The sequence below is a fragment of the Phyllobacterium sp. RCAM01083 genome (assembly GCF_055685835.1).
Genome location: NZ_JBVFZN010000005.1, coordinates 815,411 through 840,403 on the forward strand (window position 1 = coordinate 815,411; position 24,993 = coordinate 840,403).

24 protein-coding genes are annotated in these 24,993 nt (G+C 59.7%); 11 read left to right on the forward strand and 13 right to left on the reverse strand.

What is annotated here, in order from left to right; all coding sequences use genetic code 11:
* Positions 1–45: 45 nt before the first annotated feature.
* Positions 46–1,080 (reverse strand): cell division protein FtsZ, encoded by a 1,035-nt coding sequence (gene ftsZ / locus ACZ25R_RS10600; protein ID WP_223613037.1) that lies wholly within the window; start codon positions 1,078–1,080, stop codon positions 46–48.
* 307 nt (positions 1,081–1,387) lie between these two features.
* On the opposite strand from ftsZ, the gene ACZ25R_RS10605 reads away from it, so the two are divergent.
* From ACZ25R_RS10605 to sugE, 4 genes are all read left to right on the forward strand, one after another.
* Positions 1,388–2,212, forward strand: coding sequence for a mechanosensitive ion channel family protein (locus ACZ25R_RS10605; protein WP_472460954.1), 825 nt, complete (start codon positions 1,388–1,390; stop codon positions 2,210–2,212).
* Between the two features lie 73 nt (positions 2,213–2,285).
* The gene (locus ACZ25R_RS10610; protein WP_288193173.1) at positions 2,286–2,600 is read left to right on the forward strand and encodes a PepSY domain-containing protein; all 315 of its coding nucleotides are present in this window, start codon (positions 2,286–2,288) and stop codon (positions 2,598–2,600) included.
* A 221-nt stretch (positions 2,601–2,821) separates the two neighbouring features.
* Positions 2,822–3,571, forward strand: coding sequence for a F0F1 ATP synthase subunit A (locus ACZ25R_RS10615; protein ID WP_472460955.1), 750 nt, complete (start codon positions 2,822–2,824; stop codon positions 3,569–3,571).
* A 28-nt stretch (positions 3,572–3,599) separates the two neighbouring features.
* The gene (gene sugE, locus ACZ25R_RS10620) at positions 3,600–3,917 is read left to right on the forward strand and encodes a quaternary ammonium compound efflux SMR transporter SugE (protein WP_223613041.1); all 318 of its coding nucleotides are present in this window, start codon (positions 3,600–3,602) and stop codon (positions 3,915–3,917) included.
* Here sugE and ACZ25R_RS10625 read toward each other — a convergent pair.
* Entirely contained in the window at positions 3,874–4,848 is a 975-nt protein-coding gene (locus ACZ25R_RS10625) for a DMT family transporter (RefSeq protein ID WP_472460956.1), read from the reverse strand. The genes sugE and ACZ25R_RS10625 overlap by 44 nt on opposite strands.
* Before the next feature lie 63 nt (positions 4,849–4,911).
* On the opposite strand from ACZ25R_RS10625, the gene ACZ25R_RS10630 reads away from it, so the two are divergent.
* The 3 genes from ACZ25R_RS10630 to ACZ25R_RS10640 all read left to right on the forward strand — a co-directional run bounded on the left by ACZ25R_RS10630 (position 4,912) and on the right by ACZ25R_RS10640 (position 7,703).
* Entirely contained in the window at positions 4,912–5,793 is an 882-nt protein-coding gene (locus ACZ25R_RS10630; protein ID WP_472460957.1) for a LysR substrate-binding domain-containing protein, read from the forward strand.
* A 72-nt stretch (positions 5,794–5,865) separates the two neighbouring features.
* The gene (locus ACZ25R_RS10635) at positions 5,866–6,708 is read left to right on the forward strand and encodes an NAD(P)-dependent oxidoreductase (protein ID WP_472460958.1); all 843 of its coding nucleotides are present in this window, start codon (positions 5,866–5,868) and stop codon (positions 6,706–6,708) included.
* Between the two features lie 146 nt (positions 6,709–6,854).
* Positions 6,855–7,703: a universal stress protein gene (locus tag ACZ25R_RS10640; protein ID WP_464660849.1), complete on the forward strand. Its 849-nt coding sequence runs from the start codon at positions 6,855–6,857 to the stop codon at positions 7,701–7,703.
* 39 nt (positions 7,704–7,742) lie between these two features.
* On the opposite strand, the gene ACZ25R_RS10645 is transcribed toward ACZ25R_RS10640, so the two are convergent.
* From ACZ25R_RS10645 to ACZ25R_RS10665, 5 genes are all read right to left on the reverse strand, one after another.
* On the reverse strand, positions 7,743–8,885 hold the full coding sequence (locus ACZ25R_RS10645) for a PQQ-dependent sugar dehydrogenase (RefSeq protein WP_472460959.1): 1,143 nt from the start codon (positions 8,883–8,885) through the stop codon (positions 7,743–7,745).
* A 99-nt stretch (positions 8,886–8,984) separates the two neighbouring features.
* The gene (locus ACZ25R_RS10650) at positions 8,985–9,395 is read right to left on the reverse strand and encodes a DUF2147 domain-containing protein (protein ID WP_472460960.1); all 411 of its coding nucleotides are present in this window, start codon (positions 9,393–9,395) and stop codon (positions 8,985–8,987) included.
* Between the two features lie 194 nt (positions 9,396–9,589).
* Positions 9,590–12,703, reverse strand: a complete 3,114-nt coding sequence (locus ACZ25R_RS10655; RefSeq protein WP_472460961.1) for an efflux RND transporter permease subunit — start codon at positions 12,701–12,703, stop codon at positions 9,590–9,592.
* Positions 12,700–13,938: an efflux RND transporter periplasmic adaptor subunit gene (locus ACZ25R_RS10660; protein ID WP_472460962.1), complete on the reverse strand. Its 1,239-nt coding sequence runs from the start codon at positions 13,936–13,938 to the stop codon at positions 12,700–12,702. Before ACZ25R_RS10660 ends, ACZ25R_RS10655 begins: the two co-directional genes overlap by 4 nt.
* Positions 13,939–14,228: 290 nt before the next feature.
* Positions 14,229–14,930, reverse strand: coding sequence for a response regulator transcription factor (locus ACZ25R_RS10665; RefSeq protein ID WP_464660843.1), 702 nt, complete (start codon positions 14,928–14,930; stop codon positions 14,229–14,231).
* Between the two features lie 131 nt (positions 14,931–15,061).
* On the opposite strand from ACZ25R_RS10665, the gene ACZ25R_RS10670 reads away from it, so the two are divergent.
* Together ACZ25R_RS10670 and ACZ25R_RS10675 are read left to right on the forward strand one after the other, a co-directional pair.
* Positions 15,062–15,745, forward strand: coding sequence for a response regulator transcription factor (locus ACZ25R_RS10670; protein WP_464660842.1), 684 nt, complete (start codon positions 15,062–15,064; stop codon positions 15,743–15,745).
* Positions 15,732–17,123: a sensor histidine kinase gene (locus ACZ25R_RS10675; protein WP_472460963.1), complete on the forward strand. Its 1,392-nt coding sequence runs from the start codon at positions 15,732–15,734 to the stop codon at positions 17,121–17,123. The genes ACZ25R_RS10670 and ACZ25R_RS10675 overlap by 14 nt, the downstream gene beginning before the upstream one ends.
* Here the strand turns inward: ACZ25R_RS10675 and ACZ25R_RS10680 are convergent.
* The 5 genes from ACZ25R_RS10680 to ACZ25R_RS10700 form a co-directional block, all read right to left on the reverse strand.
* Positions 17,108–17,848 carry a polysaccharide deacetylase family protein gene (locus ACZ25R_RS10680; protein ID WP_464660838.1) on the reverse strand — a complete coding sequence of 247 codons (741 nt, stop codon included), beginning with the start codon at positions 17,846–17,848 and terminating at the stop codon, positions 17,108–17,110. The two genes, ACZ25R_RS10675 and ACZ25R_RS10680, sit on opposite strands and share 16 nt — an antisense overlap.
* Positions 17,849–17,968: 120 nt before the next feature.
* Positions 17,969–20,347 (reverse strand): outer membrane protein assembly factor BamA, encoded by a 2,379-nt coding sequence (gene bamA / locus ACZ25R_RS10685; protein ID WP_472460964.1) that lies wholly within the window; start codon positions 20,345–20,347, stop codon positions 17,969–17,971.
* A gap of 212 nt (positions 20,348–20,559) precedes the next feature.
* A complete protein-coding gene (locus ACZ25R_RS10690) occupies positions 20,560–21,117 on the reverse strand; it encodes an invasion associated locus B family protein (protein WP_472460965.1) in 558 nt (185 codons plus the stop codon).
* A gap of 289 nt (positions 21,118–21,406) precedes the next feature.
* Positions 21,407–22,660 (reverse strand): ATP-binding protein, encoded by a 1,254-nt coding sequence (locus tag ACZ25R_RS10695; protein WP_472460966.1) that lies wholly within the window; start codon positions 22,658–22,660, stop codon positions 21,407–21,409.
* A complete protein-coding gene (locus ACZ25R_RS10700) occupies positions 22,657–23,382 on the reverse strand; it encodes a response regulator (RefSeq protein WP_472460967.1) in 726 nt (241 codons plus the stop codon). Before ACZ25R_RS10700 ends, ACZ25R_RS10695 begins: the two co-directional genes overlap by 4 nt.
* A 217-nt stretch (positions 23,383–23,599) precedes the next feature.
* Between ACZ25R_RS10700 and ACZ25R_RS10705 the strand changes: the two genes are divergently transcribed.
* Positions 23,600–24,238, forward strand: a complete 639-nt coding sequence (locus tag ACZ25R_RS10705) for a hypothetical protein (RefSeq protein WP_472460968.1) — start codon at positions 23,600–23,602, stop codon at positions 24,236–24,238.
* Between the two features lie 59 nt (positions 24,239–24,297).
* Complete coding sequence (locus tag ACZ25R_RS10710) at positions 24,298–24,456, forward strand: hypothetical protein (RefSeq protein ID WP_472460969.1); 159 nt, start codon at positions 24,298–24,300, stop codon at positions 24,454–24,456.
* Between the two features lie 26 nt (positions 24,457–24,482).
* Here the strand turns inward: ACZ25R_RS10710 and ACZ25R_RS10715 are convergent, their stop codons facing one another.
* The gene (locus tag ACZ25R_RS10715) at positions 24,483–24,956 is read right to left on the reverse strand and encodes a VOC family protein (RefSeq protein ID WP_472460970.1); all 474 of its coding nucleotides are present in this window, start codon (positions 24,954–24,956) and stop codon (positions 24,483–24,485) included.
* Between the last annotated feature and the right edge of the window lie 37 nt (positions 24,957–24,993).

Below are 24,993 nucleotides of genomic sequence, written 5' to 3' on the forward strand. Positions count from 1 at the left end.
TACGGCGCCGGAAACGGCGCCGTATGGGAGTTCATGCAAGGGAATTCAGGCCTGGCGTCTTGTCATCGACAGGACGGAGCCGGGTGTACCTGCATCAGACAGTGCGGCAGCGCGGGCAACATCGATGCCGGTTGCAACCACCGATACCCGGAATACGCCTTCCAGCGCATCGTCAAACGTCGCACCGAGAATGATGTTGGCCTGATCGTCGACTTCTTCGCGGATACGGGTTGCGGCTTCGTCGACCTCGAACAGGGTCATGTCGCGTCCGCCGGAAATCGATACCAGGACGCCCTTGGCACCCTTCATCGATTCCACGTCGAGAAGCGGATTGGCGATTGCAGCTTCGGCGGCCGCCTGTGCGCGGCCTTCGCCGGTGCCTTCGCCCGTTCCCATCATGGCGCGGCCCATGTCGCGCATGACCGAGCGCACGTCGGCAAAATCCAGATTGATCAGGCCTTCGCGGACCATCAGATCCGTGATGCAGGCAACACCGGAATAGAGAACGCGGTCGGCCGTGGCAAAGGCATCGGCAAAGGTCGTGGACGCATTGGCGACGCGGAAAAGGTTCTGGTTGGGGATGACGATCAGCGTATCGGCGCTGTCGCGCAGTTCTTCCAGACCTTCTTCAGCCATGCGCATGCGGCGCGTGCCTTCGAACGAGAATGGTTTTGTGACGACGCCAACCGTCAGGATGCCGGCCGAGCGGGCTGCGCGGGCAATGACCGGCGCTGCGCCGGTTCCGGTGCCGCCGCCCATGCCTGCCGTCACGAAGCACATGTGTGTGCCGGCAAGGTGATCCATGATTTCGTCGATGCTTTCTTCCGCAGCAGCCCGTCCGATTTCCGGATGGGAGCCTGCGCCAAGCCCCTGCGTCACATTGGCGCCAAGCTGGATCAGCCGGCTTGCCTTGGACATGGCCAGTGCCTGGGCATCCGTATTGGCCACAATGAACTGCGTGCCCTGCAGGTTTTCACGGATCATGTTGTTAACCGCATTGCCGCCGCCGCCGCCGACACCGAACACGGTGATATTCGGCTTCATCTCGGAAATTTCCGGCTTCTTGAGGTTAATTGACATCGTGCAATCCTTATTCCCGGCCGATGGTCTGTATCGGCGTGCAGGTACGTAATGTTATGACGGAGCTCACTCGGAGAATCAAAGCCTCTCCGTACCCCAATGTCCGGCAAAGAATCAGACAGCGGGTTTCGGCGCAAGCCCTGAAATGGCATATCGCCCGGATGGGTTGTCAAAAGTATGTCCGGAACGACGGGCGAAAGGACATCGCGGATGCAATGTCCTTGAGATTGACGCAATAGTTCACGAAGGAACCATCCCGGCACTCTGATGTTTCCCACCCACAGTTTCTGATCAGGAGAATTGGCCCATGGAACTTGATCCCCAAAACGCTGTCACCGCCATACAGACCGGTATTCACCAGGCAAGCGCGCTTGTTGTCACCTATTCATTCTCGGTCCTTGGCGCCATATTGCTGCTGGTGATCGGCTACATCGTCGCCGGACTGGTGGAACGCTGGCTTTATGCCGGATTGGGGAAGGTCGGCGGCTTCGACCTGACACTGCGCCGCTTCTTTTCAAAAATCGCCCGCTATGCGGTTTTGGGACTGGTAGCGGTCATGGTACTCGGCCAGTTCGGCATTCAGACCGCGTCGGTCATTGCCGCCATCGGCGCTGTCGGCCTGGCCATCGGCCTTGCCCTGCAGGGGACCCTGCAGAATATTGCGGCCGGCATCATGCTCCTCGCCTTGCGGCCGCTGCGTATCGGGGAATATGTCGAAGTCGGCAGCATTTCCGGCACGGTGGAGGAAATCGGGCTGTTTGCCACCCGCTTGCGGGCTGCAGACGGCGTCTATGTCCTCGCGCCCAATTCAACCCTTTGGACCCAGCCTGTCAAAAACTACACGCGCAACGGTGTCCGCCGCAATGACATCACGCTCGGGGCCGATCATGGCGAGGATATCGACCGGATACGCAAGAGCCTGGTGGCGCTGACCGCCAATGACAAGCGCATTTTGCGGGATCCGGCGCCGCAGGTCTTCGCCTCGGATCTCACGGATGAATCCATGGCCATCACCCTGCGATACTGGACATCGGCCAGCGACTTTGCCGCGGTGAAAGCCGATTTGACCATGGGAACGGGAGAACTGTTCTACGACAAGAAGCCGGCAGATCAGCAAGCCTCGGGCATTTGAACGGAACAACATCCCTCGCTTGGCGTTTCCCTTGGTGACCATGCATTTCAACAATGTTCTTTGGGAGGCTATCATGTTTAAACATTTTGCTATTGCAGCCATTGCGGCGGCGACAGTCCTGTCGGCGGCCCCGTCTTTCGCGCAATCACTCGAAATCGGGCCGGGCGGTGTGCGTCTTGTCGAACCAGGTGCCGAGCGGCCCATGCGGCGCGGCATGGATATCAGCGAGCGTGAAGCAGTGCGGATCGCCCGCGCCGAAGGTTTGCGCAACGTGGACAATATAGACCGGACGAGGTCCCGTTTCATCGTGGAGGGGACAGACCGGCGCGGCAATGATGTTCGCGTCAGCGTCGACCGGCGCACGGGCGAAGTGATTTCCGTCGACTAGCCGGCCCTTCGATCCGTATCTGACGATTTGTTGACTTGAATTGTTGCCGGTTGGCGGCTAGGACAGCCATGCACAGGACGACCTGTGTCATGGTTGCGCATGGGGACGGCCCCGTTATCTCGATTGAAGGAGATGATGGTGTCCCACACCGGACTGAATTTTTCCTATTTGACTGTCGCCGTTCCAGCCAGCTCCCATCGTCAGACCGGGCGAGGTCTGTAATGGCTGGCCCTATCGAACAATTCGAAATCAAGCCGCTGGTCCGCCTGGCCGAGATCGCGGGCCATGAGATCAGCTTCACCAACGCGTCCGCCTATATGGTCCTGACCGTCGCTGTCTCCAGTGCGTTCCTGATGATGTCCATACGCAAACGCAGGCTCAATCCGGGGCGTCTGCAGTCCACGACGGAGATGCTGTACGAGTTCGTCGCCGGCCTGCTCCGGCAGAATGCGGGCGAACAGGGGATGCGGTTCTTTCCGTTTGTCTTCTCGCTGTTCGTGTTCATCCTCGTGGCAAACCTGATCGGCATGTTTCCCTATGCCTTTACGGTGACCAGCCAGATCATTGTCACCTTTGCCCTGGCAATCCTCGTTTTCCTCACGGTCACCATTTGCGGCTTCCGGCGGCATGGCTTGAAATTCCTGCGGCTGTTCATGCCGGCTGGCGTGCCGGTTGTGCTCGCACCGGTGATTATCCCCATCGAGATCATCTCCTACCTGTCACGCCCGCTCAGTCATTCGGTGCGCCTGTTTGCGGTGATGCTGGCAGGACACATCACCCTGAAAGTGTTTTCCGGCTTTGTGGCTGATCTGGTTGATGCGGGCGGCGTCGGACTTCTGGCCGCCGTTCTGCCGCTGGCCATGGCCGTCGCCCTGACCGGTCTTGAACTGCTGATGTCTTTCATCCAGGCCTACGTCTTCGCCATGCTGACATGCATGTATCTGAACGACGCGCTTCATCCCGGCCACTGAAACCAACACCCCTGTGAAAGGAACGATCATGGCATGGATCTATCTTGCCCTTGCTGGCCTGTTTGAGGTGATTTGGGCTTCCACAATGAAACAGTCCGATGGTTTCACGCGGCTTGTGCCGAGTGTCATCACCATCGTCACGATGATCATCAGCTTCGGCTTGCTCGCCGTGGCGATGAAATCCCTGCCGCTCGGCACCGCCTATGCCATCTGGACCGGTATCGGAGCGGTTGGCGCATTCCTCGTCGGCATATTCTTCCTCGGTGAAGCGGTCACGCTTTTCCGGCTTGCAAGCGTCGGCTTCATCGTTGCGGGACTGATTGGTCTGAAACTATCGACGCTGTAGGCAATGTTGCGGTATCGGTCGCCGGCGTTTCGGTGCGGACCTCAACCGGTGTCTGCACCGTCTTGCCGCGCATGTTCACGATCACAACCCCGGCCAGGATGAGCATGCCGCCAAGGACCGTGCTCATTTTCGGCGGTTCGCCGGCAATGAGCCAGGCGATCAGCATGGCGATGGGGGCAATGAGGTAGAGAAAGTTTCCGGCCCGGGCGACGCCGAACGTGCCGAGCGCATATGCCCAGCAAACCAGACCGATTGCCGTGGGAAAAATGCCGAGGAAGCCGATCCAGCCCCGCACGGCAAGCGATGCATTGCCGGTTTGCGCGATGGCCTGCGACAGCCACGGCGAAAGCGCGAGCGCAGCTGATATAAACATGATGGCCGCCACATGCAGGGCACCATAACGCGAAACCAGCTGGCGCTGCACCGTGAAGCCCGTTGCCGAGCACAACGCAGCGCCGAGCACAAAGGCGGCACCTGAGTTCAGGGTCAGCCCGCCAGCCTGTGCGCTGGCTATCAAGCCAATGCCGATAATGCACAACAGGGTTCCGCCCCAGGCAATGGGCGGAAACCGCTCCTTCAGGAGCACGACGGCGAATGTCGCCATCCAGAGCGATTCAGTCTTGATGAGGAAACTTGCTGCGCCCGCCGCTACGGTTTGCTGTCCGATATTCAGGAGAACGCTGTAACCGGCGCCGCCCACAATGCCACAGCCGGCACAGAGCAGGAGATGCGGCAGCGGCATGCGGGCAGGGCGCTTCCAGACCAGCCATATCGCCGCCAGCAGTGCGGCGATGGCATAGCGGATCGATGCGAGTGGCAAGGGCTCCAGCTGTGTGAGCGCAAGCTTGATTGCGGGAAAAGCTGTCGCCCAGACGAGAATGGTCGTGGAGATAGCCAGGATCGGTAAAAGTGTGGGGCGGGATGAGGTCATGGGGAGACTGTAAAACAGGTTCCAGACTTGACATAGAGTACTGATGTGGCGTGAGCTGTGAGAATGAAGCACAGCTCAGATCTTCCTTCCTTCGATGCCATACAGGCGGTTCTATCGTCCAATCGCACCGGCTCGTTCTCCGGCGCCGCCGATGAACTCGATTTGACGCATGGGGCTATCAGCCGGCGCGTCGCCATTGTCGAGGCATGGGCCGGGACGGCATTGTTCGAACGGCATGGGCGCGGGGTTCGCCTGACGATCGAAGGGCAACGGCTTGTGCGGCTGTTCGAACAGGCGCTTGACCTGATCGATAGCGGGGCGGCCGAATGGCGGGAGAACCGCCAGCCCGAAACCGTCAGGATCAGTGTCCTGCCGTCCTTCGCGCGGCTGTGGATTTTGCCGAACCTTGGCAAACTGGAAGGCTCTCCACCCGATCTGCGGATCGAACTGGAGCTTGACCGCCGGTATGCGCCGCTCGGCGAGGTCGACGTGGCGATACGCTATGGCCGCGGTGACTGGAGCGATGGTGTGGCCATGCCGCTCTTCGATGAAGTCCTCCTTCCCGTCGTATCGCCCGAACTGGCCCTCGTCTTGGGACATGAACCTGAGCCAGCCGATATTCTCCGCCATCCCCTTATTCACGACGCTTATCCCGATGCGTGGCGTATCTGGCTGGCCGAGCGTGGGCACCGGTATCGCCCGCGTCCGCAGGATCGCCGCTATCCGGACTATGATCTGGGTTTGCATGCGGCGGCTGCGGGAAGCGGTGTGGCCCTCCTGCGCGCGCCCTATGGCGAGATATTTATCCAAAACGGCAGCCTTGTGCCGATTTCCAGCGCTCCGGTAGCCAGCCAATTGAAATTCCATGCCATCACGGAACGGGGGAGCCAACGGCGTGCCGTCCGCACGCTGCTGGAGCGCATCCGGCGGCTTTCGGCGTCATGATTGCGCCGTTGACAATCGAACGGTGCTTGGCGAGGCTTGGCCGGAGTGTTCAGATCATGCAAGGACGAACCCATGCCGACAACCATCGCCATCATCGGAGCCGGGGCCATGGGCAGCGCCGTCGGGCAACGCCTGATACAGGGCGGAGCCCGCGTCCTTTCCTTCACCGAAGGGCGAAGCCAGCGGACACTGGACCGCGTCCGGGCGGCGGGCATTGAACCGGCAGCCATCGCCGATATCGCCGGGGCCGAGCTGATATTTTCCATTGTTCCACCGGCGGAGGCGGTCGGCGTCGCGCACGGGTTCGCACCGGTTTTGTCGGCAGCGGGTGCCAAAGGCACCTTCATCGATTTCAACGCGATCAATCCGCATTCGATGCGCGAAGTCGCATCAGTTCTGTCCGGGACGGGGTGGGATATACTCGACGGCGCCATTATCGGCCCGCCGCCGAAACCCGATAATGCAGGACCGAAATTCTATGTGAGCGGCGGTGACGATGGGATTGTCAACCGTCTCAAGGCGCTCGGCCTGCGGACGCACCGCGTCGACGGTTCGATCGGTGCCGCCTCCGCCCTGAAGATGGTCTATGCCGGCATCAACAAGGGACTGGTCGGGCTTGGAACGACCATGCTGCTGGCCGCAGCCGGATCGGGTTCCGCGGCAAGCCTGCACGCCGAGATGGCGGAGAGCATGCCGGAGCTTCTCGCCCGTTTTCAACGCTCAATACCCGATATGTATCCCAAGGCCTATCGATGGGTTGCCGAGATGGAAGAGATTGCCGAGTTCCTTGGGCCTGACGAACCCGGCGCGGCGCTTTTTCAGGCCATGGCTGAGGTTTTTGCCAGGATCGCCGGCGATCAGAACGGCGATGGACGTCTCGCTTCAACGCTGGATGGTGTGCTTGCCGGGAAGTAAGCCGCAAGGCGAATGACACCTGACGGACAGGTGGTCAAGCATTTCAACCATATCGACAATTTAACACGCCGCACGCCCCATGATGGGTGACAAACGGAAATCCCGATACCATATCTTGAGAAGGACATGGTTCAAGGAGTATTCCGATGCTTTCCGTGTGGCGTGATATCGTCGTTTTCCTGGATGCCTCTCTCCCCGGCGAGAAAGTTGGTGCGCACGCGGCGCGCCTCGCCAAGAAGCATGGGGCTTATCTCGTCGGTGTTTACGGTTTGACGCGGGCCGCCTACGGCTCGGCATCCGAAAATTTTGCGCGCGGGTCGGAAGCAATCCGACAGGTGATCGTTCGCCAAAGAAGCGCTGACGAGAACAAACTGATCAGGTCGGGCCGGCACTTCGCCCGGATAACCGAAGCCGAGGGCGTCGGTTCCGAGTTTCGCGTTGCATGGCAGGACAGGCTTGATGACCAGAACATGGTCCGCGGCCTGAATGCGGACCTGATCGTTGCCGCACAACCGCCGCTGGGTGATCTTCCGATGAGCTGGTCGGCCGAACAATTGCTCCTTGCAACGGGAATTCCCGTTCTAGTTGTTCCGCGGGAGTGGGATGGAGGGACTATCGGTGACAAGGTGGTCATTGCCTGGAATGGCAGCCGGGAAGCGCGCCGGGCCGTTTACGATGCCATGCCATTTATCGTGACGGCAAAGCAGGTCACGATACTGGTCATCGAAAACGGTCGCGCTGCGGCCGATTACAATCATGAGCCGGGCGCGGATCTCCTGAGTCATCTGGCTAAGCACGATGTGCCGGCAACCGTTCTCGTCGTTTCGTCAAATGAACCGGTTGCCCACACGATTGTGCGGGAAGCGCGTGGGGTAGGGGCAAATCTGCTGGTCATCGGCGCCTATAGTCACCCGCGCTCCACCGAAATCCTGTTTGGCGGCGTGACGCGATCGCTGTTGTCCAACACCGAACTGCCGATGCTCATATCGCGGTGAGCATTGCGTCAAAGCAATGGCGCTGAAGATGCCATTCTCCTATTTCGGCGTCAGCCGCAGCAGGCGGCCGTTGCTTTCGTCTTCGATCAGCCAGAGCGCGCCGTCCGGTGCCACGGCGACATCGCGGATGCGATGGCCAAGCACCCATCGGTCCGCTTCCCTGGCGCCGCCATTGGCGTCGAAGCTGATCCGCACGAAGCCCTTCTCGACCAATCCGCCGATAAAGGCCGAGCCTTTCCATTGCGGGAAGAGGTCGCCCTGGTAAAATGCAAGACCGGCGGGAGCGATGACCGGCGTCCAGTAGACAAGAGGAGCTTCGAATTCCGGGCGGGTATCATGGCGCGGGATGGGCGTTCCATTGTAATTGTCGCCATTGGAGACAATCGGCCAGCCATAATTCCGTCCCGGCTTCAGGAGGTTGAGTTCATCGCCGCCCTTCGGACCCATTTCATCCAGCCAGAGCCTGCCCTTGGCATCAAAGGCAAGGCCGTAGGGGTTGCGATGCCCCAGGGTCCAGATCTGTGCTCTGATACCGCCTTGCTTGGCCCAGGGATTGTCGGGAGGGGTCGATCCGTCGAGATTGAGCCGCAGCACTTTTCCCAGCGCCTGATCGGGGTCTTGGGCGGTGTCTGGCCGCATGCGATCCCCCGATGTGAGGAACAGGTGCCGACCGTCAGGGGAGAACGCGATGATTCCGCCCGGCTGGCCACCGCTGCCCTTCGGCATCTGCCGCCAGATGACGTCGAGCCCCTTCAATGCGGCGGTCTTTCCGGCCAGCGAGAGTTCGGCGCGGGCGAGGGCGAGACTGCTGCCGCCGGCGCCCGGTTCCACATAGGTCAGGTAAATGACGGGTTTCTTTGCAAAATCCGGCGCGACCGCCACGTCGAGCAGGCCGTTCTGGCCGCTATAGGCCACTTTGGGAACGCCGCTAATCTCTGTCTTGCTTCCCTCGCGGCTAACCAGAAAAAGCCGGCCGGGCTTTTCCGTAACAAGCATGCGGCTATCGGGGAGGAAGGCTATGGCCCACGGCGTATCAAAATGCGCGACGGTCGTTGCCGTAAATGGGGTTGTGGTGCTCGGCGCATTCCTGCCCGCATTGACCGATGGGGCAGCCCATGCAATCGAGCTTGAACCGGCAATGCCAAGGATTGCAAGGACGACAGCTGCAGCACGACGACTCATGAAAGCCCTCCAGGAATGCCGGTTAATGCCTCACGTTGCACATAGGTGTGCTGTCGGCGGCATGCAAGCGCTGGCCAGCGGATAGAGGTTGGCGGCGGCTCAATCGGCGCGGCGCCAGACCGAGACCTTGCAGATCAATCCGCCAAGGACGCAGCCGGACAGTTCTATGCCCTGGTCCGAAACCTTTGCCTTGCCCGTATAGGTCTGGCCATTTTCGGTGTTGTAGAGGGTTCCGGAATAGGTTCCTTCGCCGTTTGGCTTCAACGTTACGGCCTGAATGCCGACAACAGGCCGGTTGCGCTTGGACGCATCGGGATTTTTCACGTCGTTGACGGGCGCGCTCATCCAGACGACCGTGCCGCAAATCCCGGCGCCGCAGTCGCTGAGCCGAACCTTCGTGCGGCCGGTATCATTGACATAGGTTCCGGCGATATCCTGTGTCTCGGCGACGGACTGGCCAGTCAGCGCCGCAAGAAAAAGACACGAGAAAACAGCGTTTCGCACAGTCATCAATGGGTATCTCCTGGCCATCACGGGCCGTTGGGTTTGCAAGCCGGTTAATAACCGTAACCTGCGCACCCTTACAGGACAAGTATGGCATTCCTGTGCACACAGGGCGCGCGGCCGCCGCCACGCGGAGAACAAAAACAATCAGGCGTGCTCTCCGGTCATCCCGGGAGCGCCGCCTGAAAATATATTCTGTATCAATGGGTTAGAACTGGTCCTTTACCAGGAATCATATCAGGCGTTGTATCGTCCAGCGCATAATCCTTTTTGCCCGAACCGCCGAGCGCCAGATATATGACAGGCGTCGTAAAGAGCGTGAGGATCTGCGAGACCACAAGTCCGCCGACGATGGCAATGCCAAGCGGCGTGCGCAGTTCCGCGCCGGGGCCGGTGCCGAGCGCCAGGGGCAATGCGCCGAGGAGAGCGGCCATGGTCGTCATCATGATCGGCCGGAAGCGCAGCAGGCAGGCCTGATGGATCGCCTCGGCCGGGGCCAGACCCTGATGGCGCTCGGCTTCCAGGGCAAAGTCGATCATCATGATCGCATTCTTCTTCACGATCCCGATCAGGAGAATGATGCCGATCATCCCGACGATGGACAGGTCCTGGCCGAACAGCAGCAGGGCCAGCAAGGCGCCGAGACCGGCCGAGGGCAGGGTGGATATGATCGTCAGCGGGTGAATGGCACTTTCATAGAGAACGCCGAGCACGATGTAGACCGCTATGACCGCCGCCAGGATGAGCCATGGCTGGGTGCTCAGGGAACTCTGGAAGGCCTGTGCCGTACCCTGGAACGTGCCGGTGACGGTGATCGGGAGCCCCGCCTTCAACTCCGCGGTGTGGATGGCCGTCACCGCGTCGCCGAGGGCTATGTTGGGCTTCAGATTGAAGGAGAGTGTTGTTGCGGGCATCGACCCCTGATGATTGATCGTCACCGGCGACACGGTTGTTTTCACCGATGCCAGCAGGCTCAGCGGAACGAGCTGGTTCAGCGTCGACGAGCGCACGAACAGATGATTGAGTGCATCGGTGGACAGGCTGTAGCGCGGGTCGACCTCGAGCACGATGTGGTTCTGGCTGACCTGCGTGAACTGGGTTGCGACCTGACGTTGTCCGAAGGCATCGTAGAGCGTGTCATCGATGGCCTGAACACTCACGCCGAGACGCGATGCGGTGGCACGGTCGATGTTCAGTGTTGCGCTCGTGGCTTCGTTCTGCTTGTCGGAGATCACGTCCTGGACCTCGGGCAATGAACTGAGGGCCTTGGACATGACGGCGGCCCATTTGGTCAGTTCGTCCGTGTCCTGAGCCTGAAGCGTATACTGGTATTGCGATGCCGATGAGCGGCCGCCGACCTGAATATCCTGACGTATCCGCATGCCGAGGGTCAGCCCCTCCATGCCCGCGACGGCTTTCTTGAGGCGCGCCATGACCGCCTGGGCGGTGCTGCGCTGGCCGAACGGCTTCAGATTGATCTGGACCTGTCCCACGGCGGTGGAAGGGCTGGGGTTGATCCAGTAAGCCACATTGTCGACCGCCGGATCACGCATGATGATGTCGCCAAGATCCTGCATTTTAACAGACATCGCATCGAAGGAAATATCTGTTGCGGCCTGTGCCTGCGCCTGAATGAAACCCGTATCCTGTTCGGGCAGGAATCCCTTGGGGACGATAACGTAGAGCCACACCGTCAATACGAGGGTGATGCAGGTGACGACGAGCGTGATGTTGTGATGCCGGAGAACGAAATCCAGTCCACGGCCATAGGCGCGCGTGATCGAATTGAACAGTCGTTCGGACCAGTTGAAGATGCGCCCGTGCGATGTGTGTTTCTCGTCGCGGATCAGCCAGGCGCACAACATCGGCGTGACGGTCAGGGATATCAGGCCGGACATCAGGATCGCGACGCTGACGGTAACGGCAAATTCGCGGAACAGGCGCCCGACAATACCACCCATCAGCAGGATGGGGATGAAAACGGCGACAAGCGATATGGTCATCGAGATGATCGTGAAATTGACTTCACGCGCGCCTTCGATGGCAGCCTGCAGCTTGGATTTTCCGTTTTCGAGGTGGCGCACAATGTTTTCGATGACGACGATGGCATCGTCCACGACAAAGCCGACGGCAATTGTCAGTCCCATCAGCGACAGATTATCCAGACTGTAGCCGAGAAGGTACATGACGCAAAACGTGCCGAGCAGCGACAGCGGGATCGTTATGCTCGGAATGAGCGTTGCCCAAAAGTTTCGCAGAAACGAAAAGATGACCATGACGACGAGCGCGACGGTGATCAGCATCGTGATCTGCACGTCGAACACCGATGCGTCGATGATCTGCGTGCGGTCGCCGACGACTGACAGTTTGACGCCAGCTGGCAGCCCGGCTTCCAGTGCGGGCAACCTGGCCTTTATGTTGCTGATGGTTTCGAGAATGTTCGATCCGGCCATTTTGTGAACGTCGATCATGACCGAGCGTTTCGTCTGCAGCCATGCGGCCTGCTTGTTGTCTTCAGGCCCCGCGATCACCTTGCCCACATCCTTGAGGTAGATCGGAGCGCCGTTGCGGTAGGCGATGATGGTGTTGCGGTAGGTCGGAACATCGACGATCTGGTCCGTGGCATCGAGAACCGTGGTGCGGCCGTCGCCGCTGATCGAGCCTTTGGGTGTATTCACTGTCTGGCTGCCAACGATGCTGCGGACATCCTCCAGAGTGAGCCCACGTGCGGCCAGTCTGTCCGGGTCGATCTGAATGCGCACAGAGGGACGCTGCGGTCCGTGAAAATCCACGAGCCCCACGCCGTTCATCTGCGATACCTGCTGGGCAACGATGTCTTCAGCGTAGTGGTCGAGTTCGGTGAGCGGAAGGCGGTCGGAGGTCAAGGCCAGCGTGAGCACCGTGGCTTCGGCGGGATTGGATTTGTGATAGGTGGGGGGGCTTGGCAGGCTCTTGGGCAGGCTGCCAGCCGCCGCGCCGATGGCCGCCTGGATATCCTGCGCTGCGGCGTTGATGTCCCGCGACAGATCGAATTCAATCGTGATGTTGGTTCGGCCGGAAGAACTGGTCGAGGTCATCTGATTGACCCCGGAAACATTGGAGAGCTGGTTTTCCAGTGGCGTGGCGACCGACGTGGCCATGGTGTTGGCACTGGCGCCGGGAAGGGTGGCTTCCACCTGAATGGTTGGAAAGTCCACCTGGGGCAGCGAGGCGACGGGAAGCATGAAGTAGGCGACCGCGCCAAGAAGCATCATTCCCAGTGCAAGCAGACATGTTCCCACGCGGCGGCGGATGAATACCTCGGAGATGCTCATGGCTTTGTCTCCGCTGCGCTTGCAACATTCGGCTTGGCGTTCTTTGCCGAAATCGAAGCGCCGTCGCTCAGGCGGGATTGTCCGCTGACGACGATGTCCTGTTCCGGCCCGAGACCGGACTTCAAGGCGGTAAATCCGCCCGCAGTCACACCCGCTTCGACGGAAACGGTCGCCACCTTGTTGTCGGGCTTCACAACGAAGACGTACGGTCCGCTCTGCCCGTTCTGGATCGCCGAGGCGGGAGCGGCGACAACGTTGCGGTCCGTTCGTGTCACCACCCGCGCCGTCACCAGCTCGCCGGGCCACAGGCTCAGGTTTTCGTTGGGAAAGGTGGCCTTCAGCTTGATCATGCCGGTATTCTGGTCCACCTGGCTGTCAATGGCGGTGATCTTGCCGTCAGCAAGATGCTGCCGTCCGTCACGGCTGTCGACGGCGACCGTCAGCTCGCCGCTGTTCTGGCTGGCCAGGAGGTCGGGAAGGTCGTCCTGCTGCAGTGAGAACTGGACTGCAATCGGTTTCATCTTGGTGATGGTCACGAGACCCGCGGCGTCCGATACATGAAGCATCGAGCCTTCGTCGACCAGCTTCAGGCCGGTGCGGCCGCTCACCGGTGCAGTGATCGTCGCAAATTCCAGATTGAGTTTGGCGGCATCGATGGCGGCCTGATCGCCGGCAATCGTTGCTTCCAGAATAGCCACCTGACCTTTGGCGGTATCGGCGATCTGGACTGCACCATAGCCCGAACTCGATAGCTTGGACGCGCGGTCATAATCGGCCTTTGCAACGATCAGCTGGGCACTGTCCTTGGCCAGCGTGGATTGGGCACGGGCGAGTTCGGCTTCATAAGGGCGCGGATCAATCCGGGCCAGCACGTCGCCGGCTTTGACATCCTGACCTTCCTGAACGGCCAGATTGAGCAGCTGGCCGTCGACCTTGGTTCGCACCGTCACGGTGGACAGCGCTGTCACGGTGCCAAGGGCGGAACGCTCAATCGATAGATCGCGAATGTCGGTTTTCCCAGTGGTGACGGGGATAGCAGTCGGCGCGGAAGCTGATTTTACCGGGTGACCGTTCAGGGACGGCCAATAGTGCTGTCCGGCGAAACCGGCTGCGGCCAGCATGACAAGGCCGCCGATCACAAAAAACCGGCGGCTGCGGCCACCCGGCTTCGGCTCGGCGGGCTCGTTCAGATGACCATCGTCCTGACGGAATTCATTGGGGCCGCGGTTCAGCATGGGCACGCACCAAGATAGGCAACGGCGCAATCAACCGATAGCGAGCGTGCCGCGTGAGGAACAGATGACGGCCCATGGGGTCGTTTTCGGCCAGCGTGCCCGATAGGCCAGAACCGGCAAGGGTTCTGTACAGAAACAACAGCGTCTAATTCCATCTTTGGCACCACCGAGGCAAGAAAATGCGGCAATCAATTTTGCTGCTGCCCCGATAATGGATGCCTGGTCATGCTCTCGACTTCGCGCGAACATGAAATGTATTTTAGAAAGTGCGCACCGGGTACCGTGCGAGGTCAATCGCCGCCGAGCGCCTGGTCTTCCGGCATCCGCCCGATGAGATAACCGGCACCGGCGATGGTATGCAGAATGGACTCTTCGAAACCGGAGTTCAGCTTCTTCCGCAACCGGTGAATATGCATGTCGACGATGTTGCCCTTCGGCTCGAAATCATAATCCCACGCCGCCTCGAGCAGCATGGACCGGGTGACGACCGCATTGGCATGCTGCATGAGCGTGCGCAGAAGAAGAAATTCGCGGTTCTGCAGGTCAATGGGGGAACCGGCGCGCGCGGCCTGCCGCTTCTTCACGTCCAGCGTCAAATCTCCGACGCTCAGTATATCGGCCCCAGCGGTCCGGTCGTTTCGTCGCTGCAATGCCTGGACGCGGGCAAGAATTTCCGAAAATGCATAGGGCTTGCCGAGATAGTCATCGCAACCGCTGCGCAATCCCTCAATTCTGTCCTTGGCGGTGGCGATGCCGCTGAGCATCAGCACCGGCAGGTTGATCTTCAGCCGGCGCAGTTCCGCAACGACGGCCAGGCCGTCCAGGCCCGGAAGGATGCGGTCGATGATGGCAACGTCATAAATGCCCTCCATTGCAAGGGTCAGCCCGAGTTCGCCGCCCGCTGCATGATCGGCCACGTGGCCGCTTTCGTTCAGGCCGCGCGTCAGGAAGCGCGCCGTCTTTTTGTCATCTTCGACGATCAGTATTCGCATGGATGACGTTTCCATTTATAAAATGCATTTAATGTTTTGGCGAAGTCGCATCAGGGTCGCACCAATTATGGTGTATAGCAAAGGCCCGCCTCTCAGATTCAATCTCAATTGGGCGTTTTCATGGAGGTGACGTGTCGACAATTCTTGTAATCGAGGATGATGTCCGGACAGCGTCCGAAATCGAAGCGGCGCTGATCGACAATGGCTGTGCTGTCAAAATAGCCGCCGATGGCCGAGCGGGGCTGCTCGAAGCCGTGACAGGCAAATATGATGCCATCGTTCTTGACCGCATGCTGCCGGGAGAACTGGATGGGCTGGGCGTCCTGTCGACCCTGAGAGCTGCCGGCATCCACACGCCGGTGCTGATCCTGAGTGCGCTTTCCGCCGTGGACGAGCGGGTCAGGGGATTGAAGGCAGGGGGCGATGACTACCTGACCAAGCCGTTCGAGTTCCTGGAGTTGACGGCACGCATCGACGTGCTGGCACGGCGGCGGTCGGTCGCCATGCCGGAAACGTCGCTTCGCGCCGGTGATCTGGAAGCCGATCTCCTGACCCACACCGTGAAGCGGGCCGGAAAACTCATTGATCTTCTGCCAAGAGAGTACCGGTTGCTGGAATACATGATGCGCCATGCGGGCCAGATCGTGACCCGTACAATGCTGTTTGAAGAAGTCTGGCACTATCGTTATGACGAGCCGACGAATGTCATCGACGTCCATGTCAGCAAGCTTCGCAAGAAGATCGAAGCCACCGGAGCAGTGGCGGTGATCAGAACAGTCCGCGGCTCGGGATATGTGCTTGATGCGCCTGATTGAACTCGTACACACAACAAGTTTCCGGCTGGCTATCGCTTTTCTGGTTCTCTTCGCTGTCGCGTCGGGGGCGCTGTTTGCCTTTCTTTCATGGGAAACCCGCGACTTTCTGACAGACCGCACGGATGAGTGGCTGCTGCGGGAGGTCACTACCTTTTCCCCGCTCGACGATCAGGCCATCACGTCGCGATTGGCGACGAGGGAATCTGTCAACGCTGTCAAGGAACGCCCGATTTCCTTGTTCGACCCGCACGGTGTGCTTCTTGCAGGCAGCCCGATGACTTTGCCTGCAGCGGACAAGACCAAACCAGATCCCCACAATTTCGCGACATTGAGGGCTGGCAAACGTGCGCATTTCCGGGGGGTTATGAGGTCATTGCCATCCGGCAACACGCTTCTCATTGCGCAGGATGTCGGGGAGCTGCGCGAATTCAATGATGTCCTCACCAACGCCATGATCCTGGGCGCTGCCGTAACGGCAGCCCTGGGCTTGCTTGGCGCGGCGTTTATCGGTGCCGGTTCCGTCAGGCAGATCCACACGATTTCAGATGCGACCCGCACCATCATGAGCGGAGATCTGACACAGCGGCTGCCCGCCCTGGGCGGCAGCGGCGATGTCCGCCGGCTGGTGAAGGTCGTCAATTCGATGCTCGATGAGATCGAGCGGCTGATGCACGAAGTGAAAGGGGTTTGTGACAATATCGCGCACGATATGCGGACCCCGCTGACGCGCATGCTGGCGGGACTTGAGCGCGCCCGCCGCAGGGCGGTTACGGCGGATGAATATGCCGAATATGTCGATGGCGCGATTGTGGAAACGCAATCAATGTTGAAGACGTTCAGCGCGCTCCTGCGTATTTCGGAGATTGAAGACGGTGCGCGCCGGGCAGGGTTTGTGCCGGTGGATATGAAAACCGTCGTATCGGATGCGGTGGATCTGTACGAGCCGCTTGCCGAGGAGCGCGGGGTCGAACTGTCCGTTGATTTCGGTACGGTTCCCCTCAGCATTCTCGGCGATCCAAGCCTGCTGTTTGAAGCCGTGGGCAATCTTGTCGACAACGCCATCAAATTCACGCCGCGTGGCGGTGCCGTCAAAGTCACCCTCGACGGACATCTGAAGCGGCCACGGCTTTCAGTGGAAGACACCGGCCCCGGCATTCCCCCACAGGAAAAGGAACTGGTGCTGCAGCGGTTTCACCGGGGTGAAAGAAGCCGCCATGAACCGGGCAACGGGCTTGGCTTGAGCCTCGTGGCGGCGATCGCGCGCCTGCATGGCATCGACTTGAGCCTTGGGGAGCAGAAAACCGGCTGCAACGTCATACTGGAGTTCAACAGCCATGAGCAGGGGCGCACGCCAGGGCAGGTTCAGCCGGCGTCATAATCCTTGATCCGGCCAAAGCTATAACCCCGGACCTTCAGTCCTGTAATCAGCGCTTTCAGATTGTCCGCACCGTTGAACGTGTCCTGAAACATCTCGTCATGCATCAGAAGTATCAGCTTGTTGGGCTGGGCCAGTTTGCCGAAGCCGAAGAGGTGATCGATTTCACCAAGCAAATGATCGACGGTCTGGACGGGTTTGCCGCTGTTCTCATGCACCCATTCGTGGTCCCAACCGTAGAGAAAATAACCGCTCGCCGCGACAAATTCGAAGTCCGGTTCTTCACGCCGGTCTTCCGGCTTGCCAATGGATAGATCGTCCGATGACAGGTCGGGAAGGCGGAAGACATTGCGTCCCGGCAAGCGCGCATGGATTGGGTTGCCGGTCAGCCCCAGCGCCGTGTTGGCGCGCGCCAGATCGGCCAGCAACTCCTCAACGGAGGAATAGAAAAGGCGGTAGTGATTGTTCGCATGGGTGTAGCTGTGGTTGCCCACAGTGATGAAGGGTATCGACTTGGCCTTTGTCACCAATGCTGCCCGCTCGCTGCTCGCGTCGGCATGCAAGCCCACCATGAACATCGTGGCCGGAACGTTTTGCGCTTGAATGACGTCCAGGATGTTCGACGTTCCTTCAAGCGGGCCATCGTCGAAGGTAAGGTATATCGTTCGTTGTGCGAAAGCAGCGGACGAGAATATGCATAGGATCAGGCACAGAAATACGGTCCGCATGGGTTTCTCTGAAACGGCAGCAAAGTACAATGTGATTGCTTTCAGCAATCGGTACGCGGATTTGTTTCATGCGGGGCGGGAGACTGTCAAGCGAGACACCGGCGCATATCAAACGAGCCGTCAGAACTTGCTCGACATGTTGAAGCTGAAGTTCTGCACCTGGTCTCCATCGACTTTCAGCACCGGAATGGCGTAGTCAAACCGGAGGGGCCCGAATGGCGATGCCCACATGATACCGGCGCCAACGGAAGCACGCCATTGCATGTCCGTGTTGGTGGCATAGGCATTGTCGCTGCCGAACAGGGTGGCGACATCGGAAAAGACAGCGCCCCTGATTCCAACGCTTTCGGGTATCAAAGGCACGGGGAATTGGGTTTCGGCGGTTGCATTGACGTAGGTCGTGCCGCCGACGAAACTGCCGTCCGCATCGGTAACGCGGGAGTCGCGGGGGCCGATTCCGGCATAGCTGAAGCCGCGGATCATGTCGCTGCTGCTCTGGAACGTATCAAAGACGCTCAGCCCGTTGTTGCCGAGCTCCTTGATGTAACCGCCGCCGACGCGAACCAGGCCGACAATATCCTGTTGTGCCGACAGCGTCTTGTAGAAGCTGCTTTTGAAGGTGGTTTTGAGAAAGCTGGCATCGCCGCCAAGCCCGGCCGCCTCCTGTTCGAATTTCGCGTAGAGGCCGTCATGCGGGTTTTTTCCGTCATCGATGGTGTTGTAGACAAGTGACCAGCTGACCGACGACTTGATCCACGTTCCCTGACTGGCGGCATCGATATAGGCCTGCGACACCAGTGTCGGGTCAGGAACGCCGCTTGCGGTCAGGGCCGCATCGTCAATCGTTATTTTCTGCTGCGACAGGTTGTATGCCACGCCGGCGGTGAGATCCGTGCTGATCGGCAGGCCGAACCGGATCGATCCGCCCGTTGTGTCCGTCAGGTATTTGTCGGTTACACCCGATTGCCGCTTGTAGATATCAAAGCCGGCTGAAATGCGCTGGCCGAGGAAATAGGGCTCGGTGAAGGACAGGGCATAGGACTGATAATTCTGGCTGTTGAAGAGCGTTGTGCCAGCCGACAGACGCAGATACTGACCGCGCCCGAGAAAGTTCTTCTCGGTGATCGAGCCCTCAACCGAGGGACCGGACTGATCCCCGCTGGTGGTGTAGCCGCCGCCGATCGAAAAATCGCCGGATGATTTTTCGACGACATCGACGATGAGCACGACCTGATCGGGCTGTGAGCCGGGTGTCGTCGAGATATTGACGCTCTGGAAAAAGTCGAGCCGCTCCAGGCGCTTCTTGGCGCGCTGGATCAGAACCTGATTGAACGCGTCGCCTTCGCTCACATCGAATTCACGGCGGATGACGTAATCCCGGGTTTTCGCGTTACCGCGGATTTCGATACGTTCGAGATAGGCGCGCGGACCCTGGTCGATGTTGTAGACGACCGAAATCGTGTGGTTCTGGAAGTTGCGATCACCGCGAGGGTCGATCTTGGCAAAGGCATATCCCTGGCCGGCGACCTGCTCTGACAACTTGCTGACGGAATCCTCGACTTCCCTAGCGTTGTAGGTCTCACCCTCCGCTGTGCGTACCAAACCGCCAAGTTTCGATGTATCGACACCGTCGACCGAACTCTGGATCTCGACACCGCCGAACGTGTACTTCTCGCCTTCGTCGACCGTAACGGTGATCGTATATTCATTGGTTGCCGCATCGAGATTGGCCGTCGATGAAATCACGCGGAAATCCGCATAGCCGTGCTCGTAGTAGAACCGCTGCAGGATTTCTTCATCCGCCCGCATGCGCTCTTCGCTGTAGACGTCATTGCGCGTCAGCCAGGACAGGAAATTGGATCGGCGTGTCGTCATCAAATCGCGCAACCGGCGCGTGTTGAAAGCGCGGTTGCCGACAAACACGATGTTGGCGATCTTGGTGCGGTCGCCTTCGTTGATGTCGAAGACAACGTTGACGCGGCCGCCATCCAGATTCATGAGGCGTGAACTGACCGTCGCGTTATTGCGGCCGATAGTGTGATAAGCGGCGCGGACGGCCTCGGTGTCGGCATCGAGCGTCTGCTGATCAAACGGGCTGCGCGGCTTCAGCTTTACCGCTTGGGCAAGCTGCGTATCCTTGATTTTCTTGTTGCCCTGAAAAATGACCTGATTGACAATCTGGTGTTCAGACACCGTCACAATCAGCGCACCGCCGGACTGGGTGATGCGCACATCGCTGAACAGGCCGGTATTGAACAGCCGTTTGGTTGCCGCATCGATATCGGTGCTGGAGAATGGCTTGCCCGGCGTGATGCCGAGATTGTCTTTGACCGTTTGAGCATCCACCTGGGCATTCCCGCGCACGTCGATGCGGCTGACGGTTGCCGCCTGCGCCGCCGTCGTCCCCGCGACCGTCGCAACGATCGCTGCCGAATTTATCAGAACCGCTGAAATGGCGAGCGCCGACGCTGCACCAGTGAATTTTGAACTTGCCGCCATCAACTATCCAAACTCTGTCTTGTCATTCCGGGAAGGGCACTCAAGAATTGCGGCAACCGGATGCGCGCGTTGGGCTTGAGATTCCCTGCGGGCGATGTCCAAAATCAGTCCGTATTGTCTCGAACTTTTGCTGCGGGCGGCCGTTTTGTAATCGAACATTGCTGGTGGTCAGGCTGAACCGGAAACAGTGTTGGCGCGGTGCAGCGAAAATCCTATGGACGGATGGCCGCGCTCATCTTCTGGAATGCCGATTGAAACCCCTGCAGTGCGAACGGGAAATGCATGGCTTCGCCGGATCTGAGTATGATCGCGATGTCGACCTGTGCGCTGGTTTGCAGCAGCGCCAATTGCTGCTGGTTGAAACGGATATCGGCAACGCACCCTTCCGGTATGCACGACATCAGGGGAAACCGCAGGGATGCTGCGCCAATGCGGATGGTGATGCCTCCCTGCAGCAGGAAGCCGGATGGCAGCATCACGTGTCCGCGCACGCCGTTTTCATCGATGCCGTTGATCTGCAACAGTATTTTGCCGTCAGGCACCCGATTGTCCACAAGGGTCTGCGACAGGAAACAATCATTCCCGGCATCCATTGCCTGGCAAAGCAGCGACCAGTTCTGGAACGTTTCCTCCTGCGACGGCGACAACAACTTGACGGTAAGCGGATCCTGCGGGCTCGCGTGGGCCTGTCTGGGTCCCGATGCCTGCCTGCGCTCGCTGAGCACCTGATCAAGCAGGGGTTTGTTGTCGACACCCGCTTGAGCGGACATTGGCAACAGTCCGGCAAGGGCGAAGACGAGGCAGGCGCCGCGCATGAATCTCGCACTGTTCCGGCATGGATGATCTGGCGTCATGGCGTTCCGCAAATCGCTTTGCGCCGCATTCGAGCGGCCCGTTTAACCTGTACGGGCAACGGCTGGACCCTGTCGGTCCAACGGTGGCCTGCCGGTCAAAAGTTGCAGGATACGATGTTGAGAATGCGTTCAGCCGGTTTCAGAAGATTTCTGGCCATCGCGGTTTCGTTAACCAGTGTTTCCCGTGCCGCCGGCCAACCTAAGCCTACGGACGCGTTTCGACGGTGAACAGGATGGTCTGGAGAAGACCCGACGGTTCGCGGTTGGCAATGGTGACCGTACCGCCGAAACGCTCGATGATCTCCTTGGCGATCGCCAGCCCGAGACCGGCGCCAAGCACGGTCTTGCGCCGTGAACGGTCCGCACGGAAAAATGGTTCAAACACCTTGTCCAGGAGTTCGGACGGAATTCCGGGCCCATTGTCGCTGATGGTGATCACAGCCGCTTGCTGCCGCTGTTCCATGGCGATGTCAGCACCGTTGCCATGGGTTGCGCCGTTGATGATGAGATTGCGCAAGGCCCGCTTCAGCGCCAGCGGGCTCGCCGCAATCGACAGCGGCGCAAGGTTCTGGACATTCACCTTCATGTCCAGAGCGGAAAGTTCGTCGGCTATCTCCTGCAGGGTCAGATCGAGCCGCGTGCTTGCGAATGTATCCCGGACTGTTTCCTCGCGAACAAGACTGATCGCGCTGTCGGCGATATTGCTGAGTTCCTCCAGGTCATTCAGCCATTTCTGGCGATCGGGATCATCCGGCAGGAATTCGGCGCGCAGCCGCATGCGGGTCATCGGGGTGCGCATGTCGTGACCGGCCGCCGCAATCAGCCTCATGCGGCTTTCCGTGGCGGTTTTCAGCCTCTCCGACAAACGGTTGATCGTCTGTGCCGTGGCGCGGACTTCCTGCGAACCGGTCTCCGGAACATGGGGCAGGGTCCCGTCAGCGCTGACCGCCGTCACCGCATTGTCCAGGAGCAGAAGCGGCTTGGTGATTTTCGATGCGGCAAAGATGGATACGGCGGTGCTGCCCAGGGTGATGAGGGTTATCCATGCCGTCAGTATCCACCACATGCGCGGTGTCATATCCGGAACATCGACAACCAGCCACATGCCTGTCCGCAGCCTGACCGAAGCGGCAAGGCCCTGCTGCCCGGCATTGCGGGTGACGATGACTGTCCGGGTAAGCCCGGCTTGGGCAAGCTCGCGCATGAACATGCCGGACAACCGCCTGTCGTCAAAGCCGGGGGCCTGCATGGGTTGTATTGCAAATTCCTGCGACGCAGCACTGGCCGGATTTGCCTCGATCATGCGGATGACGGGACTGATCTTCTGGATGACCGGCGACAGCACGGCTTCGGGCGGAGGCCCGCGCAGCACGGTCACAGCTGTCAGCGTGGCCAGAAGCACCACGGTGACAATCGCCAGAAACAGCAGAAGGGCGATCCGGTTGCGCAGGGAGTTCATGGTTCGGCGGCAATGCGTTTGACGGGAACAGTCAGTTGATAACCGCCGTTGCGCACGGTCTTGAACAAGGGACGCTGCTCGCAGTCGCCAAGTTTCTTGCGCAGGCGGCTCATCAGGACATCGATGGACCGGTCGAGCGGATCGCGGTCACGTCCCTGCGTCAGATCAAGCAGCTGGTCGCGGGACAGCAGTTTTCCCGCTCTTTCCAGGAAAACCTTCAGGAGGTCGAATTCCGCGCCGGTCAGATCGACCGCACTATCCGACGGACCGAGCACCCGGCGCAATCGCGGCTCGACGACAAAGCCGGCAAATTCGAACGTGCTGATTTCTTCCGTGGCGGGCTTGTCACCGTTTGACCGGCGCAGCACTGCCTTGATCCGGGCGGTCAGCTCACGCGGGTTGAATGGTTTGCTCATGTAATCATCGGCACCGATTTCGAGACCGATGATCCGATCGACGTCTTCCTTGAGCGCGGTCAGCAGGATGATCGGAACCTGCTGCCTCTGGCTGCGCATGACCCGGCAGATATCGAGACCGGACCCATCCGGCAGCAGGACATCGAGCACAAGCAGGTCCGGGTTGCGCTCGGCGAAGAGCGCATCGAACTCGCGCCGGTTGGCGGCCACTGAGACGCGGAAACCCTGCTCCCTCAGATAGCGCCCGAGAAGCGAACGGATTTCGGCATCGTCATCGACGACCATGATATGGGCTGCAGTTTGCATCGCTCAACGCATTTCTAATCGCATCGCCGTTCCTAACGGCTTTTCCAAAGGCCCGGCAGAACAATTTTGTAACGAAACATTGCCGGGTATGCGCCCGTTTACGTTCGGTTACAAAAATAAGGCCGCGAGCAAGTTTCCGAAATGATTGAGACGGATTTCCGACGCCCGCACGTTTCATGTTCCAGCAGCAAGACTTTCCCCTGATGCGAGGTGACGAATGACACATACGGTTCTGACTGCGGGATTGGCCGCAGCGATGATACTTGGCCTTTCAACGGGCTCGAGCGGGGCGGGCCCGATGGCTCGTCCGGATAATGTGATCCCGGATAAAACCGTTGCCCGCATATCCTTCACACAGCTCGCCCGGTCCATTCTCGGCGACGATGACGATTACAACGGCGAGAACGCCTGCGGCGGGGAGCCGGCAGACAAGTCCGCTGCCCCTCAGCACAATCGCGAGCGGCATGTGGGGCCGCCGAAGGATGGCGCCTTTCCCCTGGCAAGCTGGCTGTCGGCCCAGGAGACCATCGTCGGCATCCAGAGTGCACAACTGGATGCCTGGAGACGCTATACGTCGATGCTCCTGGCGTTTGTCGATCGGCCGCCGTCTGGTCGCGGCACTGAATCCTCGCCGGAAAAACCAAGAGACGAACCCGGCAAGCCGCATGAAAGGCCACCATTGACGGCGGATCGCATGGCGGACCTTGCGATAGAGCGTGGTGCCAAAGCGCAAACGTTCAAGCAAGCCAGAACGGCGTTGCTCGAGGTGTTGACGCCGGATCAACAGGCGATGTTTCTCGATTCCGAGCGGAAATACCCGTGGGCGCCGCATTGTGTGCCGCCGCGGGCGCCATGAGCCGTTTTTCCCGGGGCAGCGCCCGATTTTCATAGGATGTTTGCAAATGGACGGCACAGATGGACGCTAATCTGATTTTGACGTTTTGCGGTCTGGCGATTGCCTTTCTTAAAACGGCGTGCGCGCCCTATGTCCGGTCGAGGCTGGTTGTCTTGCGCATCCGCAGCAAGCGCGCGGATGCGGAGCTCGGCACCGGGACATCCAAAGTCAGGACATAGGCGTCCTTGGCGGTCGCGTTGCAGCGTCAACCACGCCGCGCTGCCTCGATCGCCGCGACGTCGATTTTCTTCATGCCCATCATTGCGTCGAACGCGCGCTTTGCTTCGCCGCCGCCAGCCACCAGCGCGTCGGTCAGCACGCGCGGCGTAATCTGCCAGGAAATCCCCCACTTGTCTTTGCACCAGCCGCAGGCGCTTTCCTCGCCGCCATTGCCAACGATGGCATTCCAGTAGCGGTCGGTTTCCTCCTGATCGTCGGTGGCGATCTGGAACGAGAAGGCTTCGTTGTGCTTGAACACAGGGCCCCCGTTGAGACCGAGACAAGGAATGCCGGCCACCGTGAAATCGACCGTCAACACGTCGCCCTGTTTGCCGGATGGGTAGTCGCTGGGTGAACGAAACACGGCACGCACCGCGCTGTCGGGAAACACCCCGGCGTAGAAGCGGGCGGCTTCCTCGGCATCCTTATCGAACCAGAGACAAATCGTATTCTTTGCCATTGCGTGATCCTTTCGCTGTGGAACTAAGTTTCCGTCT